The sequence below is a fragment of the Phyllobacterium sp. RCAM01083 genome, assembly GCF_055685835.1.
This window is the reverse complement of record NZ_JBVFZN010000002.1, coordinates 231,683-245,455: the sequence shown is the minus strand read 5'-3', so window position 1 is coordinate 245,455 and position 13,773 is coordinate 231,683. Positions and strand designations below refer to the sequence as shown.

The window sequence follows — 13,773 nt, the reverse complement described above, 5'->3', positions numbered from 1 at the left end:
ATAGAGGCCGAAGCTTGCGCGAAGTTAGAGCGTGCTGCGAAGTGGAAAAGAAAAAGGCCACGCACGAGGTGTGGCCCAATTCATTACCGATCCCGAGGGATCGTCATCCTTAGCGGAACAGCTGCTGGATGGTCTGGTTGCTTGCATTGGCAATCGACAGCGCCTGAACGCCGAGCTGCTGCTGAACCTGCAGAGCCGACAGACGAGCCGATTCCTTGTTCATGTCAGCATCGACCAGCGTGCCGATACCACGATCAACGGCATCCGAAAGCGCGCTGATGAACGACTTCTGGCTGTCGATACGGGTCTTGGCAGCACCGAGCTGCGAAGCACCGGAAGCCAGGCCCTTGGCAGCAGCTTCGATACCGGTCAGCATGCCGTCAATCGCCGTGTTGTCGACGCCTGCAGCGGAAACGTCGATCGTCAGGATCGAGGTCTGCGTTGTGACAGGTGCGGCTGCTGCGTTGGTAACAGCAAACTGCTTGTCGAGAATGCCGGTCTTCGTTGCAGCGGTGCCGCCTGTGTCGATAAGACGGGTATTGGCAAGCGCAACGTCGATCGAGCCGGTCGTTACGACGCCGGTCGAGCTGCGGCTGTAGGAAGCGATCGTGCTGAAGTTTGCCGTTGCAGGAGCAGCGTCGACAGCCTGGTCGGTGGTGAGCAGGTTGGAACCGGCGTAGGAAGCGCCTGCGTTTTCCTTCAGGGCGCCGATAGCCGAGTTGATCAGCAGCTGGTTCTTGGCGCGGTCTTCAGCGCTGGCATTCTTGGAAGCCAGAACCAGGTTCTTGATGGTGTTTACCGAATCAATGGCCTTGTTCATTGCGGAATAGGCAGTATCGATCTTGGAGCTGCCGAGACCGAGAGCGTCCTGGATAACCGAGTTGGCACCATTGTCCGAACGCATTGTCGTGGCAATCGACCAGTAAGCGGCGTTGTCGGAAGCTTCGGAGATCTTCAGGCCCGTTGCAATGCGGTTCTGAGTGGTGGCAAGGTTTTTGCCGGTTGCAGTAAGTGTCTGAAGCGCGGTCATTGCTGACGCGTTGGTAAGAATGCTGGCCATGGAAAAAGCCCCTATAAAAGATACATGGATGGGGACATGTCGGATCAGAACCGACCTAACAGAGCGGCATGATGCCTGTAACCGAAGCGGTCACCTGTTATGACGAGCAGGAGTACGCCAGAATTGTTACGGTTTCAATAACAGCCAGGATTAATTTTCATCATGGTTACGAAAACGATCGTATCAAACTGCCGACCAGAATATTCCAGCCGTCGATCAGCACGAAGAACAGGATCTTGAACGGCAGCGACAACACGGTTGGCGGCAGCATCATCATACCCATGGACATGGTGAGCGTCGCGACGATCAGGTCGATGACCAGGAACGGCAGGACGATGAGAAAGCCGATCTCGAAACCGCGGCGCAGCTCGGAAATCATGAAGGCGGGCACGAGGATACGCATATCAATGGCCTCGTTGGCCTTGGTGCGGAAGGATTCGTCCGCCAGATCCTCGAACAGCCGCAAATCCTTGTCGCGCACCTGCCGCAGCATGAATTCACGGAACGGCGACATGATCTCGCGGATCGCCACATCCTGGGTGATCTGGTTGTTCACCAGCGGCTGCACGCCATTCTGCCATGCCCGGTCGAAGACCGGCGCCATGACATAGAAGGTCATGAACAGCGCAAGGCTGATCATCACGAGATTGGCCGGCGTTGTCTGCAGGCCGAGGCCCGAGCGCAGCATGGAGAAGGCAATGGCGAAGCGGGTAAAACTCGTCGCCATGATCAGGATGCCCGGCGCGATGGAAAGCACCGTCAGCACCGCCAGCATCTGGATGATCTGGCCGCTGGTCGACGCGCTGCCCTGCGGGATCAGCCCGTCCAGGAGCGAGGGCGTCTGGGCCATTGCGGTTCCGCCGAGTACAAGCAGCAGCAGGGGTGTCAGAAGACGCCGTTTCATTCCATCACCAATGCCCAGATGTACACTTTCTCGATCTTGCCCTCGGAGCGCATCCGCGCCCTCTCCTGCAGATCCATGCGCAGATATTCCAGCCCCGCCGCCCCGCGCAGCTGCATGAGATTGACGGTGCGCAGGAAGGCCATGAAGTCGCCGGCAACGGTTGCTGCCATTTCATCGGATATTTTCTCGCCGGGCTTGGCCACGATGCCCGCTTCCAGCCTGATCCAGACATCCTGCGGGATTTTCACGTTGGTCAGGATCGGTTTGAGCGCCACGACATTGCCGGATGGCAGGTCGGTACCGGCGGGGCGCGTCTTCTCGCCCGCCCCGGCGGCCTGACCGGCCGGCACGCTCAGGCCGAGCTGTGTTCCAAGAAACCAGCCGCCCGCCGCAGCGACGAGCGTGAGGACCGCCACCGCAGCAATGACCGCCACGCTGGATGGTGCTTTCGGGGCGGGTGTCGTGTCTTCGGCGAGCGTGCTCATATCGGTCAGATCGGCGATACTTGATCGAGGATCTGCTGACCCCATGCCGGCTGCTGCGTTTCGCTCTGGCGCCCGCGGCCGCCATAGGAAATGCGCGCCTCGGCGATCTTCTCGTAGGAAATGACATTGTCGCCGGAAATGTCACGCGGCCGTACGACGCCTGCGACATTCAGCACCCGCAATTCATAGTTGACGCGCACCTCCTGCGAGCCGCGGATGACCAGATTGCCGTTGGGCAGAATATTGGTGACGATGGCCGCAACCCTCAGCACGATCTTTTCCGACCGCTCGATCTTGCCCTCGCCCTTGGTGCGGCTATCGGATTTCAAATCGAGATTACCGCCGATATTGCCGGCGGAGAAGCCGCTGCCGCTGATATCCGCCTTGCCGCCGACATCGGATGAGGCGACGCGCGAACGGCTGTTCTTGTTGTCGAACGTCGCCTTTTCGTCGATCAGAATGTTGACGGTCAAAACGTCGCCCGGATTGGTGGCACGCGGATCGCGGAAGAACCCGGCGGCGCGGTCCTGCCAGAGCGAATAACGCTTCGGCTGCGGCTGGGACGGATAATAGGACGGATCCGAGACGCTGAAGCTTTGCCCGACGCCCGCGCCCACCGGCGACATCTGTGGTGTGCGGTTCAGATCACGAAAATTGTCGGCGCATCCCGAAAGGGCAACGGCACTGGCGATGGCAAGCAGGGATGCCGCTTTCTTCATTGTGCGGTTCTTTCTTTGTTTGTGACCACACGGGATCCGACAATCACGCGGGCTAGACGCGAGGATTTTTCCGCGGGCATTTCATTCAGGATAACGCTGGAGACGCGGGGATTGAGCTTCAGCAGCAGCGCGGCCGCCGGCTCGTCGCCCATCAGCGCCATCTGGGCCGCAGCCGCATCCGGCCGCATCTTGGAAATGATGCCCACCAGCGAATCTTCGGCCTTGTCGATGAACTCGTCACGCCGTTTCAGCCAGACTTCATATTCCTTGCGCTTGGCCTCCAGCTCCTGGATGCGGCTGTCGATATCCGCCCGCAGCTGCTCCAGTTCGCGCGTCTGCATGGCATAGCGCGCATCGGCCGCCTTGTCGGTGATGTTGGTGCAATAGCGGCCGATTTCCTGCCCGGTTTCATCCTTGGGGGCCGCATCCTGCGCCATGGTGGCGGATGGCAGCAGGGACATTGCCAGCAAGAGCGCAGCGGCCTTGGAGGATGCCGTGATTTTCCGTCGTGCGTTCATGGCAACACTCATTGGACCACCAGCTCCGCATGCAATGCGCCGGCCGTCTTGATGCCCTGCAGGATGGCGATGATGCCCTGCGGCTTCACGCCGATCTGATTGAGACCCTTCACCAGGCTTTCAAGATCGGTTCCGCCGAGAACACCGATTTTGGAGGTTTGCCGAACCTGGATGTTGGTGTTCGGTTCGACCGCCGTCACGCCGTCACTGAACGGTTCCGGCTGAATGATCGTCGGCGTCTCGGTGACCTTGACGGAAAGCGTGCCATGACTGATGGCGACCCGCGATATCCGCACCTTCTCGCCGATGACCACGGTCCCGGTGCGCTCGTCGACGACGACCCGCGCCACCTCGTCGGTCGGCACCGGCAGACCTTCGATCTCCGCGAGGAAGCGGGCCGCCGTGATATCCTTGGGCTTGCGCAGGCGGATCGACTTGGCGTCGCGCTCCTTGGCAACAGGCTGATTGTACCGCCGTTTGGCAAAGGCATTGATCGTATCGGTGATGCGCACGACCGTGGTGAAATCCGGCTGCCGCAGCTCGACGAGAAGTTCGCCGTCCTGGCCGAAATTTCCGGAAACCTCCCTTTCAACCAGGGCGCCGTTGGGAATACGTCCGCTGGTCGGCGTACCCTGCGTAACGGTGGCGGCGTTACCGGATGCCGTGAAGCCGGACACGATCAGGTTGCCTTGCGCCGCCGCATAGACCTGGCCATCGGCGGCGGCCAGCGGCGTCATGACCAGCGTGCCGCCGGACAGCGACGTGGCGTCACCCAGCGAGGAAACGGTGATGTCGATCCGCGAGCCGCGCCCGGCAAAGGGCGGCAGATTGGCGGTGACGATGACGGCCGCGATATTCTTCGAACGCGACGCACCGGCCGGCGGGCTGATGCCGAGATTATCGAGCATGGCGCGCATGGATTGCTCGGTGAACGGCGCATTGCGCAGGCTGTCGCCGGTTCCGCTCAATCCGACAACGAGACCATAGCCGACGAGCTGGTTTTCGCGCACGCCCTGAATGGCGGCGATATCCTTGAGCCGTGCGATGACTCCGCCGTCGCCGAACTGGGAAGCCGGTCCGCCCCAGCGCCCGTCGTCGACGTCCTTCTGCCAGGCGGCCTGGGCCTGGGCCGGCGTCTTGTAGCCCCTTTCCTTGGGCGACGATTCGCCCGCATGCAGTGCGGTCGATGCAAGGACGGCCAACAGGACAATCGCGAAACGCCGCATCATTGCATGCCTACCTGTATGCGCCCATCGGCGAGGATGGTGCCCGTTACGGTGATGCCGCTGTCGATATTGCGCACCTTGATGAAATCACCAACGCGGCCCGGCTCCAGCGGCGTGCCCCGCGCTGTAATGACGAGCGCACCGGTATCATAGACCAGTACCGCCGGAACCCCGCGCTGCACCATGTCGGGCTCATTGACCGAAGACAGAAGGATGGGCTGCCCCGGCAGCAGTGTCCGGCGCGATATCTTGCCGACGAGTTGATCCGGCGACAGCACATATTGGGCGGCGGCGGAGGCACGGATCGTAAAATACTTTTCCGTCAATCCCGCATTGCCGATGGTCTGGCCGGGATAGATGATCTGGGAAGGCACCAGGAATGCAATGCGCTCGGCGCGGGCGGCGACGGAAAAGACCAGCGCGCACAGGCTGAATGCCAGCACGCGAAGAACCCAGTTCCCGATGATCTTTGCCGCCGTCATGATCGTCCTCAGCGCAGGTTCTTCGACACGACCGATGCCATTTCATCGGCTGCCTGGATGACTTTCGAATTCATTTCATAGGCCCGCTGGGCCGTGATCAGATCGGTGATTTCCTTGACGGGGTCGACGTTGGAATTTTCCAGATAGGCCTGCTTCAGCGTACCGAAACCGGGATCACCGGGAACGCCGACAACCGGAGCACCCGACGCATCGGTCTGCTTGTAGAGGTTGTCGCCAAGCGGCTCGAGACCGGCTTCATTGGCAAAATTGGCAATGGTCAGCTGGCCCAGATTGATCATCGGAATCTGGTCGGATTGCTTGGCAAAAACCTGGCCGGAATCGGTGATTTTCACTTCAATGGTGTTGGGCGGAACAACAATGTTGGGCTCGACCAGATCGCCGTTGAGCGTCACGAGCTGCCCCGTCGCATTGGTGTTGAATGCCCCGGCGCGGGTATAGAGCGTTTCGCCCGCGGTGTTCTGAATCTGGAACCAGCCGCGGCCCTTGAGCGCCACGTCGAAGGGATTGCCCGTCTGATTGAGCCCGCCCTGAATATGCAGGTTGCGGACGGCCGAGGTCTGCACGCCGAGCCCGACCATCGCGCCCTCGGGAATGATGCTCTGGTTTGCCATGTTGGGCACACCGGCGCTGCGCTCCGTCTGATACAGCAAGTCCGAGAACTCAGCCTTTGCGCGCTTGAACCCGGTCGTGTTGATATTGGCGATGTTGTTGGCAATCACTTCCAGATTGAGCTGCTGGGCATTCATGCCGGTCGCAGCAATGGTGAGCGCTTTCATTCTGATTCCTTAAATCGGCATACGGCTGATTTCGAGATAGGCCTGGACGATCTTGTCGCGAATGGCGATGGCCGTCTGGAGCGATTTTTCCGCATCCATGACCGCGTTGACGACGTCACGCGTCGGCACGTCGCCGGTCATGCTCTTGAGCGAAACCGCTTCGGCATTCTGGAGTTTGCCGGTGAGCTGCGACAGAACGTTGTCAAAGGAAGGCTGACCGGTTGCGGCTGCCGCCGGCGAAGCGGCACCGGACATGGATGTCTGATTGACGGTTTCCGATAGTTTGGAAAGAGCGTTGCGGGTGGATACACTGAGAAGCTGGTCTATCATCAGGAGTTCCTTAAGAGATCGACGGTCATGGCAATCAGTTCACGTGCTTGCTTGACCACCTGGAGATTGGCTTCGTAGGAGCGGTTGGCTTCGCGCATGTCCGCCATTTCGACGACCATGTTCACGTTTGGATATTTGACCATGCCCTTGGTGTTGGCGGCCGGGTGGCTTGGATCATATTCTTCGGTAAAGGCGGAAACGTCATGCCCGACTTCCGCGATGCGCACGGTCTCGACGCCGCTGCTGCGGTCGAGCTCGGTGGCAAAGGAAACGGTCTTGCGGCGGTATGGATCGCTGCCCGCCGTCTTGCCGGTCGACTGGGCGTTGGCCAGATTCTCGGAGACGATGCGCAGACGGGTCGATTGGGCATTGAGGCCGGAAGCGGCAACCTTGAGCGCGGCCTGGAGCGGATCTGACATCTGTTTCAGCCCTTTACTGCGGAGAGCATCATGCGGTGAAACGCTTTCACGATGCTGGTGTTGAGCGCGAACTGGCGATTGATCTCGCCGGACTTGACCATTTCCCCTTCGAGGCTGACCGTGTTCTTCGAATGGTTCTGTTCCGTCACTTCGTTCTTGCGCAGCGCGGTGGCGGCGATGCCGGATGCATTGATTTCAAGGTGCTTCGCATTTGTCGCCGCCATGGTCAGCTGCGTCTGCTGCAACACGTCCTTGAACGGCTCCACGTCCCGCGCCTTGAAACCCGGCGTATTGGCATTGGCGACATTGCCGGAAACCGCGGCCTGCCTAACGGACAGCCACTCGGCCTGACGTGATGCCAATTCGAACAGATGAATCCCCTGCATGTGCCTGCCTCGCGTCCCGGACCAATTAATTGAGGTCACTCTATGCGGTCAATCTTGCGTGAGACTTGCGGCGGCGACAGCCACGGAACTTATGCATGGACAAAGAGGCATTTGATCAATTGGTTCGGCTGATCACTTCGCCGTCGGATGTCTTGATCTGCCACGAACCGTTGCCATTGCCGCGTTCGATCGCAACCAGGGTGCTTCCGTCCGGCAAGGGCGATCCCTTCTCGACAAACCAGTAGCCGGTATTGTCTTCGATCATCACCAGACCGCCGACCACTTCGCGCACCAGGAACACCGGCTTGTCGGGAAACGGCTGTTTGCTGGCGGCATTGATCCCGGCCAGACGATCGCCGGTGAGTGCCGACGTGGTTGCCGTGGTCATGAGGTCCACTTCGCCGGTTTTCGTTCTCGACAGCGACACTTCGGTGCCGTTGTTCTTGCGCACCACCTTCTGGTTTGTCCGGTCCAGGGGGTCGCGAACGGTTTTGCCTGTGGCTTCCGGCTTGGGCCGCGCTTCCCAAATGTCGTAATACATCACGAAGGGCAGGATGGCGCAGATGGTTGCAAGGACAAATCCCGCGCCCTTGATATAGCCGTCAAAGCGCTTGTCGCGCTGGCGGGGTGCGGGAATTTCCGTTGCGGGATCGCTTTCAGGCGCCAGGCCCGTGGTCTTCTGTTTTGTCATGCCCCCTCCTTTGGCCGAAGCGCCGCTGCCAGATCGCTGTAGGGATCCAGCGAAAGCGGCGTGGCCGGTGTCTGCTGCATAGCGTCGTAAATGCGTGGAACCAGATGCACGGCCTGATCGAGCAGGGGATCACCCCCCTCCTGATAGGCGCCGATCATCCGCAGGTCGCGGGTCTCTTCGAACCGCGAAATGAGGCCGCGCATGCTGGTGGCGAGTTTCGCCTGTTCCGGCGACCAGTTGTGCTGCGCCAGGCGCGAAATGGAACCGAGAATATCCATGGCCGGGAAACGGCCCTGCGCGGCGATGGCGCGGTCGAGCACGATGTGCCCGTCCAGCGTGCCGCGGATCGCGTCGGACACCGGATCATTGTGATCGTCACCATCGACCAGAACAGCATAAATGCCGGTAATCGTACCGCTGTCCGACAATCCGGGGCCGGCGCGCTCAAGCAGGCGCGGCAACTGGCTGAACACGCTCGGCGGATAGCCGCGCGAAACCGGCGGCTCACCCGCGGCAATGGCGATTTCGCGCGCCGCATGGGCGAAACGCGTCACGGAATCCACGATCAGCAGAACATTGTCGCCCAGATCGCGAAAATATTCGGCGATGGCCGTTGCCGTATTGGGGGCAAGCCGGCGCATCATCGGACTTTCGTCGCCGGTCGAAACAACAGTGACCGTCTTGCCAAGCTTGCCGGCCATGGTGTCTTCGAGCATGTCGCGCACTTCGCGGCCGCGTTCGCCCGTCAGCGCCAGGACAACCGTGTCGAAATCCGTTGCCTTGGTCATCATGGCCAGCAGCGTGGATTTGCCGACGCCGGACCCGGCAAAGACACCCATGCGCTGGCCGAAACACATCGGCGCAAAGACGTCGACGACATTGACGCCGGTGCGCAGGCCGATTTCGACGCGGCTGCGGTTCATGGCGAGCGGAGCCGGACAATCCACGGGCTTGGGATCATTGCCTGCGGTGAGCAAGCCCTTGCCATCGAGCGGAAGACCGAGGGCGTTGATGACCCGCCCCTTCCAGTCGGGCGCCGGGGCAATGCGAAACGGCCCCTCGGGGAAGACGGGCGTTCCGAGCGACGGCACGATCCGGTCATCGAACGGCTTGACCAGGACGCGCGACTGCTCGATCCGCACGACTTCGGCCGGGTGCAGCCGGTTGTCGCTGCGGATGGTCACCATGTCGCCAAGCTGCGCCTGTTCCGAAATGCCGCGCACGCCGATGGCGGAGCGTGACACCTCGTTCACATAGCCGCCGACGGCCACGGGAGCCGGAGCCGTCACGACCTGCGAGACAAGCCGGGCCAGCGCCTCGAGACTGCCCGTCCCGGTGCTCATCGTCGGCAGGGCTGCTTCAAGATCCTGCATGCTTATCCCGCCGGTTCAAGGAGACGGTGCATCAGGTCTTCGATCCAAGCGTCTTGATGGCTTCGGAGAAGGTGCCTTCATTGCCGCGCAGCAAGGCATCGACCCGCTCGAAAGCCCGGGTAACGCTCATGAGTCGGGTCATTTCGCCGATCGCATCGACATTTGATCCTTCGATGGCGCCCTGAACAACCCCCGCATGGGGATTGTCGATGGTCGGCTGCGCGGTAATGCTCGGAATGACAGCCGAATTGTCGAAATATGTCAGCTTGGCATTGGGGCTGATCGTGAACAGGCCAATGGAGCCTAGCTGGCGCTTGTTCTGATAGACCGCCCCATCGGCGGAAATCTGCGGCGGCCCGCCATTGGGGTCAATGACCAGGGGCTGGCCGCCCGCATCCAGGATGGGGTAACCCTTGACCGAGCGCAGCTCGCCGGTCGTTGTCATCTGCATGCGGCCGTCGCGGGTGAAAACCTGCCCGGCCGGTGTCTGCAGCGAAAACCAGACGTCGCCCTTTGCGGCGATATCCAGGGGATTGCCGGTCTGGGTGATCGGGCCCGCATCGGTCTTGATATAGCTCTGACCGGCCGAAACGAAGCTCGAATCCTCGGCGGCCTTCGACACCATGGTTTCGAATTTCATGCCCGTGGCGCGAAAACCCGGCGTCGACATGTTCGCCACATTATGCGCGAGGGCATCCAGGCGGCGCTCCAGCGATATCTGCGAGGACAGGCCGACATAGATCGAGTTTTCCATCAGCGGCCACCCAGCTTGAACGACTGCAAGATCGTCAGGATGTTTTGCGAAATGCCGATGGTGGTATCCCCGCCGAAAAGCAGCGAGGGAATGGTGGAGGCAGTCGAAGGATTGTTCATTTCATACATAGCCGTAAACCGGGTGAGGAATTTCTCAAGCTTCGCCGGATCCTTGAGAGATGCGAGATCGAGCTTGTCGGTGACCATCTTGGCCTGCCGGTCGATATCCATGTTGGACGCCTGCGCCGGGATGGAAAAGGTTGTCTGGAAGACCTTGAGCAGTGCCTTGTCGCCGAGGATTTCATAGGCATTGGTGATCGTGGGCGCCTTGCGGGCAAAATACAGGGCAAGCCGCACGCCTTCATTGTCCTGCCCGGCTTCCAGCTCCAGCGTCTGGCGGGCATATTTGTCCGTCACCGGCTTGAGCACAGCAGGCTGGCTGGTCGCCTTGTCACCCAGTTTGGCGAAATCGAACGTCGTGGCAAACTCCAGGTAGCGCTTGTCCGTCAGTTTGTTGGCAAAGCTGTCCTTGCCGGTACCTTCGGTGAGAACTTTGCGGATAAAGGCCTTGGCGAAAGCCATGTCCTCAAGCCCGATAGCCTTCAGGGCGTATTTATACAGCCGGTCATCCTTCATGAAATCGTCAATGGTTTTGACCTTGCCGATATTCTTCAGGTAGTAGTCCGTATCGCGCTGCACGACCGGTTCGGCCGCCACCCTCGTCAGCGAACGCGTCAGGTTCGACGAGATCAATTTGTAACTGGTCATCGTATTGATCATGGCAACGGCACTCCCACGGCTTTCGCCTATCTGTGCCAAAGCAAGCTTGCCTGAAGCTGTCCGCGCAATTTCACCCCGGCCACAAACCTGCGTCTCCATGCAAGGTTCACGCAAGCCGGACTTGCTACTGCTCGGCCGCTGGCAATATTTGCAGGAGAGCGCTTTGGGAATCCTTGTTGGACTTGTGGTAACGATGGGATGTCTCCTTGGCGGCTTCATTGCCATGGGCGGGCATGTGAGTGTTCTCATGCAGCCGTGGGAATTCGTCATCATCGGCGGCTCCGCGCTTGGCACGTTTCTGGTCGCCAATCCGTTTTCGGCGGTCAAGGATACCGGACGCGCCTGCATGGAGGCCTTCTCCAACAAGGTTCCCAAACAGCGCGACTACCTCGATGTGCTCGGCGTCCTCTACGCATTGATGCGGGAACTGCGCGCCAAGTCGCGCAACGAGGTGGAAGTCCACATCGACAATCCCAATGAATCACTGATTTTCCAGGCATTCCCGAGCGTTCTGAAGAACCATGATCTGACGCAGTTCATCTGCGACTACTGCCGCCTGATCATCATCGGCAATGCGCGCTCGCACGAAATCGAGGCGCTGATGGATGAGGAAATCCACACGATCTCCCGCGACAAGCTCAAGCCCTACCATGCCATGGTGGCCATTTCGGAAGGTTTGCCGGCACTCGGCATCGTTGCTGCGGTGCTGGGCGTGATCAAGGCCATGGGCGCTCTCAATGAATCGCCGGAAGTGCTGGGTCATCTGATCGGCGCGGCGCTGGTCGGCACCTTCGCCGGTATCTTCCTTTCCTATGGTGTGGTCGGCCCGATTGCCACCAAGATCAAGACGACGCGCGAGAAGCAGAACCGCCTTTACATGATCGTCAAGCAGACACTGCTCGCCTACATGAACGGCGCCCTGCCGCAGATCGCGCTCGAATATGGACGCAAGACGATTTCGGCCTATGATCGTCCGTCCATCGATGTGGTCGAGCAGGAAACCATCTCCACCGTTCCGATGCAGCAAGCGGCGTAGGCTGAACAATGGATGTCGAGACAGAACAGAAAAGACCGGACGTGCTTGCGGAAAGCATCCTGCGCGCCGCCGGCATGTCGGTGGACGATCTCAAATCCCTCGAGGCGGTGTTTCGCGACCTTGCAACGACCTTTGCCGGCAAAATAACCAGCCAGTCCGACGTCACCATTGCGGCCGAATTCGTGCGCATGGAATCAATCGAGAAGGATGCCATTGCCAGCACCCTGATGCGCTCGGGACTGATCGGAACCGTGCAGGTCGTCAAATGGGCATCGCGCCTGCTGCTGGCTGCCGACCGAGCCTTTGTCGATTGCGGGGTCGATGCCCTGTTCGGCTCCGGCGCCAGCCAGGACCACCAGCCGCATCGCCCGATGACCTCGGTCGACCTTGGCATCGCCCGCCAGATTTTCACCGACGTCACCGCATCGCTGGATCACATGTTCTCGGGCGGCAGCGACGCGCTGTTCCAGATCGCCGAACTGACGGAAGCCGCGCATTTCTCGGTCGCCTCGGTGACCGATACACGCATGATATGCTGCACGATGCTGCTCAAGGTTGGCGGACACAGCGGCCAGATCATCATCATGATGCCGCGTTCGAGCTTCCGTCCCATGCAGGATGCCATCGCGCGGATGCTGCAACAGCCGGCACACCATTCCGATCCGACCTGGGCAAAGAAGCTGCGCCTCGAGGTGAGCCGGGCCCATATCGACATTGAGGCCTTCATCCAGCAGGGGTCCATGACGCTGGAACAGATCACCCTTTTGAAACCCGGCCAGATCCTGCAGCTGCCCAAGGATGCGATCAATCAGGTACGCCTGCGCAGCGGCAAACAGGCACTTTACAAATGCCGCCTGGGCAAGACCGGCACGGCATTCACCGTGCGCATCACCGATCCGATCAATGAAGAAGAGGACCTGCTCGATGAGCTTGCTGCTGGCTAATCTCATTTCCGCCGCCCTGATCGCAACCGGGCTTGCGGTCTTCCTCGTTGCCCTGCGCAAGGCCAACCGGCTGACGGCCATGAGCCGCGCCATGGCGCAACAGGTGGCCGGTTCGGCCCGGAGCCTCGAGCAGGCGCTGCTCTTCCTGCAGAACGAGCGTGAAACCTGCCGGGACGAAAGCGTGCGTCTGGAGGCCAAGCTCAAGGATTCCGACCGCGCCCGTTCGGAAATGACGCGCACCATCCGCATGGTTGAACGCGCCAAGAACGAGTTCAAGGACAATGTGCGCCCCTTCCCGGCCGTCGATGCCGCCCAGCGCGCTGCCGCACCCGCCTTTGCGCAGCAACCGGTTCCGGCAGCCCAGACCGAGATCCGCCAGGGCACGCCTATCCACAATCAGCCCGCGGCTCCGGCGAAAGTCCTGCCCGTGTTCGTCAATCGCATCGTCCGCAGTGCTGACGTGGCGAATGCCGTCCTTTAACCCAGTGTGAACGGGATTTCCCATCATGGCCATTTCCGACAAGAATTCCATCGAAGACGAGCTCAACGAGGCAATCGAAGATCTCAAACGCGATGAACCGCAACCAAGCCGCAAACCTGCGGGATCGAAGCCGAACATCGATCTCATCATGGGCATTCCCGTCGACGTCCAGGTTGTTCTCGGCAGCACGTCGATGCCGGTGGCCAATCTGATGAAGCTCGGCCGCGGTGCTGTCGTGACCCTCGACAAGCAGATCGGCGATCCCGTCGATATCGTCGTCAACGGGCGGGTGATCGCACGCGGTGAAGTCATCGTCCTCGAGGACGACTCCTCGCGCTTCGGCGTCAGCCTCACCGAAGTCATCGGCAGCGGCAGCTAAGTCATCCGCC

Annotated in this window: 19 protein-coding genes; 4 read left to right on the top strand and 15 right to left on the bottom strand. The window is 60.4% G+C overall.

What is annotated here, in order from left to right; all coding sequences use genetic code 11:
* Nucleotides 1–109: 109 nt before the first annotated feature.
* The 15 genes from ACZ25R_RS01110 to ACZ25R_RS01040 form a co-directional block, all read right to left on the bottom strand.
* The gene (locus ACZ25R_RS01110) at nt 110–1,060 is read right to left on the bottom strand and encodes a flagellin N-terminal helical domain-containing protein (RefSeq protein WP_223615471.1); all 951 of its coding nucleotides are present in this window, start codon (nt 1,058–1,060) and stop codon (nt 110–112) included.
* A 166-nt stretch (nt 1,061–1,226) separates the two neighbouring features.
* The gene (fliP, locus tag ACZ25R_RS01105) at nt 1,227–1,964 is read right to left on the bottom strand and encodes a flagellar type III secretion system pore protein FliP (protein WP_346307959.1); all 738 of its coding nucleotides are present in this window, start codon (nt 1,962–1,964) and stop codon (nt 1,227–1,229) included.
* Complete coding sequence (locus ACZ25R_RS01100; protein WP_288193890.1) at nt 1,961–2,449, bottom strand: flagellar basal body-associated FliL family protein; 489 nt, start codon at nt 2,447–2,449, stop codon at nt 1,961–1,963. Before ACZ25R_RS01100 ends, fliP begins: the two co-directional genes overlap by 4 nt.
* A 5-nt stretch (nt 2,450–2,454) precedes the next feature.
* A complete protein-coding gene (gene flgH / locus ACZ25R_RS01095; RefSeq protein WP_403184549.1) occupies nt 2,455–3,168 on the bottom strand; it encodes a flagellar basal body L-ring protein FlgH in 714 nt (237 codons plus the stop codon).
* A complete protein-coding gene (locus ACZ25R_RS01090; protein ID WP_346307966.1) occupies nt 3,165–3,605 on the bottom strand; it encodes a MotE family protein in 441 nt (146 codons plus the stop codon). The genes flgH and ACZ25R_RS01090 overlap by 4 nt, the downstream gene beginning before the upstream one ends.
* Nucleotides 3,606–3,694: 89 nt before the next feature.
* Nucleotides 3,695–4,912, bottom strand: a complete 1,218-nt coding sequence (locus tag ACZ25R_RS01085) for a flagellar basal body P-ring protein FlgI (protein WP_472459800.1) — start codon at nt 4,910–4,912, stop codon at nt 3,695–3,697.
* The gene (gene flgA / locus ACZ25R_RS01080; protein ID WP_472459726.1) at nt 4,912–5,394 is read right to left on the bottom strand and encodes a flagellar basal body P-ring formation chaperone FlgA; all 483 of its coding nucleotides are present in this window, start codon (nt 5,392–5,394) and stop codon (nt 4,912–4,914) included. Before flgA ends, ACZ25R_RS01085 begins: the two co-directional genes overlap by 1 nt.
* A gap of 8 nt (nt 5,395–5,402) precedes the next feature.
* A complete protein-coding gene (flgG, locus tag ACZ25R_RS01075; protein ID WP_472459725.1) occupies nt 5,403–6,191 on the bottom strand; it encodes a flagellar basal-body rod protein FlgG in 789 nt (262 codons plus the stop codon).
* A 9-nt stretch (nt 6,192–6,200) separates the two neighbouring features.
* Complete coding sequence (fliE, locus tag ACZ25R_RS01070) at nt 6,201–6,521, bottom strand: flagellar hook-basal body complex protein FliE (RefSeq protein WP_472459724.1); 321 nt, start codon at nt 6,519–6,521, stop codon at nt 6,201–6,203.
* Nucleotides 6,521–6,940, bottom strand: coding sequence for a flagellar basal body rod protein FlgC (gene flgC / locus ACZ25R_RS01065; protein WP_105735210.1), 420 nt, complete (start codon nt 6,938–6,940; stop codon nt 6,521–6,523). The genes fliE and flgC overlap by 1 nt, the downstream gene beginning before the upstream one ends.
* A gap of 5 nt (nt 6,941–6,945) precedes the next feature.
* Entirely contained in the window at nt 6,946–7,326 is a 381-nt protein-coding gene (flgB, locus tag ACZ25R_RS01060) for a flagellar basal body rod protein FlgB (RefSeq protein WP_346307955.1), read from the bottom strand.
* A gap of 115 nt (nt 7,327–7,441) precedes the next feature.
* On the bottom strand, nt 7,442–8,017 hold the full coding sequence (locus ACZ25R_RS01055; RefSeq protein WP_464664433.1) for a hypothetical protein: 576 nt from the start codon (nt 8,015–8,017) through the stop codon (nt 7,442–7,444).
* Nucleotides 8,014–9,390: a flagellar protein export ATPase FliI gene (gene fliI / locus ACZ25R_RS01050; RefSeq protein ID WP_464664434.1), complete on the bottom strand. Its 1,377-nt coding sequence runs from the start codon at nt 9,388–9,390 to the stop codon at nt 8,014–8,016. Before fliI ends, ACZ25R_RS01055 begins: the two co-directional genes overlap by 4 nt.
* Nucleotides 9,391–9,421: 31 nt before the next feature.
* A complete protein-coding gene (gene flgF, locus ACZ25R_RS01045) occupies nt 9,422–10,147 on the bottom strand; it encodes a flagellar basal-body rod protein FlgF (RefSeq protein WP_223615519.1) in 726 nt (241 codons plus the stop codon).
* Nucleotides 10,144–10,923, bottom strand: coding sequence for a DUF1217 domain-containing protein (locus ACZ25R_RS01040; RefSeq protein WP_472459723.1), 780 nt, complete (start codon nt 10,921–10,923; stop codon nt 10,144–10,146). The genes flgF and ACZ25R_RS01040 overlap by 4 nt, the downstream gene beginning before the upstream one ends.
* Before the next feature lie 163 nt (nt 10,924–11,086).
* Here ACZ25R_RS01040 and motA point away from each other — a divergent pair, with 163 nt between their 5' ends.
* Genes motA through fliN form a run of 4 tightly spaced genes read left to right on the top strand, consistent with a single transcriptional unit; the run spans nt 11,087 to nt 13,763 of the window.
* A complete protein-coding gene (motA, locus tag ACZ25R_RS01035; RefSeq protein ID WP_319025573.1) occupies nt 11,087–11,959 on the top strand; it encodes a flagellar motor stator protein MotA in 873 nt (290 codons plus the stop codon).
* Between the two features lie 8 nt (nt 11,960–11,967).
* Nucleotides 11,968–12,903, top strand: a complete 936-nt coding sequence (locus ACZ25R_RS01030; protein WP_223615480.1) for a FliM/FliN family flagellar motor switch protein — start codon at nt 11,968–11,970, stop codon at nt 12,901–12,903.
* Nucleotides 12,884–13,384: a BAB2_0123 family type IV secretion system effector gene (locus ACZ25R_RS01025; protein WP_463013915.1), complete on the top strand. Its 501-nt coding sequence runs from the start codon at nt 12,884–12,886 to the stop codon at nt 13,382–13,384. Before ACZ25R_RS01030 ends, ACZ25R_RS01025 begins: the two co-directional genes overlap by 20 nt.
* A 25-nt stretch (nt 13,385–13,409) precedes the next feature.
* The gene (gene fliN, locus ACZ25R_RS01020) at nt 13,410–13,763 is read left to right on the top strand and encodes a flagellar motor switch protein FliN (protein ID WP_105735218.1); all 354 of its coding nucleotides are present in this window, start codon (nt 13,410–13,412) and stop codon (nt 13,761–13,763) included.
* Nucleotides 13,764–13,773 lie beyond the last annotated feature (10 nt).

Bases quoted from the DNA above. Each gene is read 5' to 3' on its own strand.
- fliN (WP_105735218.1), top strand. From the start codon at position 13,410: ATGGCCATTTCCGACAAGAATTCCATCGAAGACGAGCTCAACGAGGCA.
- ACZ25R_RS01040 (WP_472459723.1), bottom strand. From the start codon at position 10,923: ATGATCAATACGATGACCAGTTACAAATTGATCTCGTCGAACCTGACG.
- flgG (WP_472459725.1), bottom strand. From the start codon at position 6,191: ATGAAAGCGCTCACCATTGCTGCGACCGGCATGAATGCCCAGCAGCTC.
- flgA (WP_472459726.1), bottom strand. From the start codon at position 5,394: ATGACGGCGGCAAAGATCATCGGGAACTGGGTTCTTCGCGTGCTGGCA.
- flgH (WP_403184549.1), bottom strand. From the start codon at position 3,168: ATGAAGAAAGCGGCATCCCTGCTTGCCATCGCCAGTGCCGTTGCCCTT.
- ACZ25R_RS01110 (WP_223615471.1), bottom strand. From the start codon at position 1,060: ATGGCCAGCATTCTTACCAACGCGTCAGCAATGACCGCGCTTCAGACA.
- ACZ25R_RS01085 (WP_472459800.1), bottom strand. From the start codon at position 4,912: ATGCGGCGTTTCGCGATTGTCCTGTTGGCCGTCCTTGCATCGACCGCA.
- ACZ25R_RS01030 (WP_223615480.1), top strand. From the start codon at position 11,968: ATGGATGTCGAGACAGAACAGAAAAGACCGGACGTGCTTGCGGAAAGC.
- ACZ25R_RS01100 (WP_288193890.1), bottom strand. From the start codon at position 2,449: ATGAGCACGCTCGCCGAAGACACGACACCCGCCCCGAAAGCACCATCC.
- fliP (WP_346307959.1), bottom strand. From the start codon at position 1,964: ATGAAACGGCGTCTTCTGACACCCCTGCTGCTGCTTGTACTCGGCGGA.
- ACZ25R_RS01025 (WP_463013915.1), top strand. From the start codon at position 12,884: ATGAGCTTGCTGCTGGCTAATCTCATTTCCGCCGCCCTGATCGCAACC.
- fliE (WP_472459724.1), bottom strand. From the start codon at position 6,521: ATGATAGACCAGCTTCTCAGTGTATCCACCCGCAACGCTCTTTCCAAA.
- fliI (WP_464664434.1), bottom strand. From the start codon at position 9,390: ATGCAGGATCTTGAAGCAGCCCTGCCGACGATGAGCACCGGGACGGGC.
- flgC (WP_105735210.1), bottom strand. From the start codon at position 6,940: ATGTCAGATCCGCTCCAGGCCGCGCTCAAGGTTGCCGCTTCCGGCCTC.
- ACZ25R_RS01055 (WP_464664433.1), bottom strand. From the start codon at position 8,017: ATGACAAAACAGAAGACCACGGGCCTGGCGCCTGAAAGCGATCCCGCA.
- flgB (WP_346307955.1), bottom strand. From the start codon at position 7,326: ATGCAGGGGATTCATCTGTTCGAATTGGCATCACGTCAGGCCGAGTGG.
- ACZ25R_RS01090 (WP_346307966.1), bottom strand. From the start codon at position 3,605: ATGGCGCAGGATGCGGCCCCCAAGGATGAAACCGGGCAGGAAATCGGC.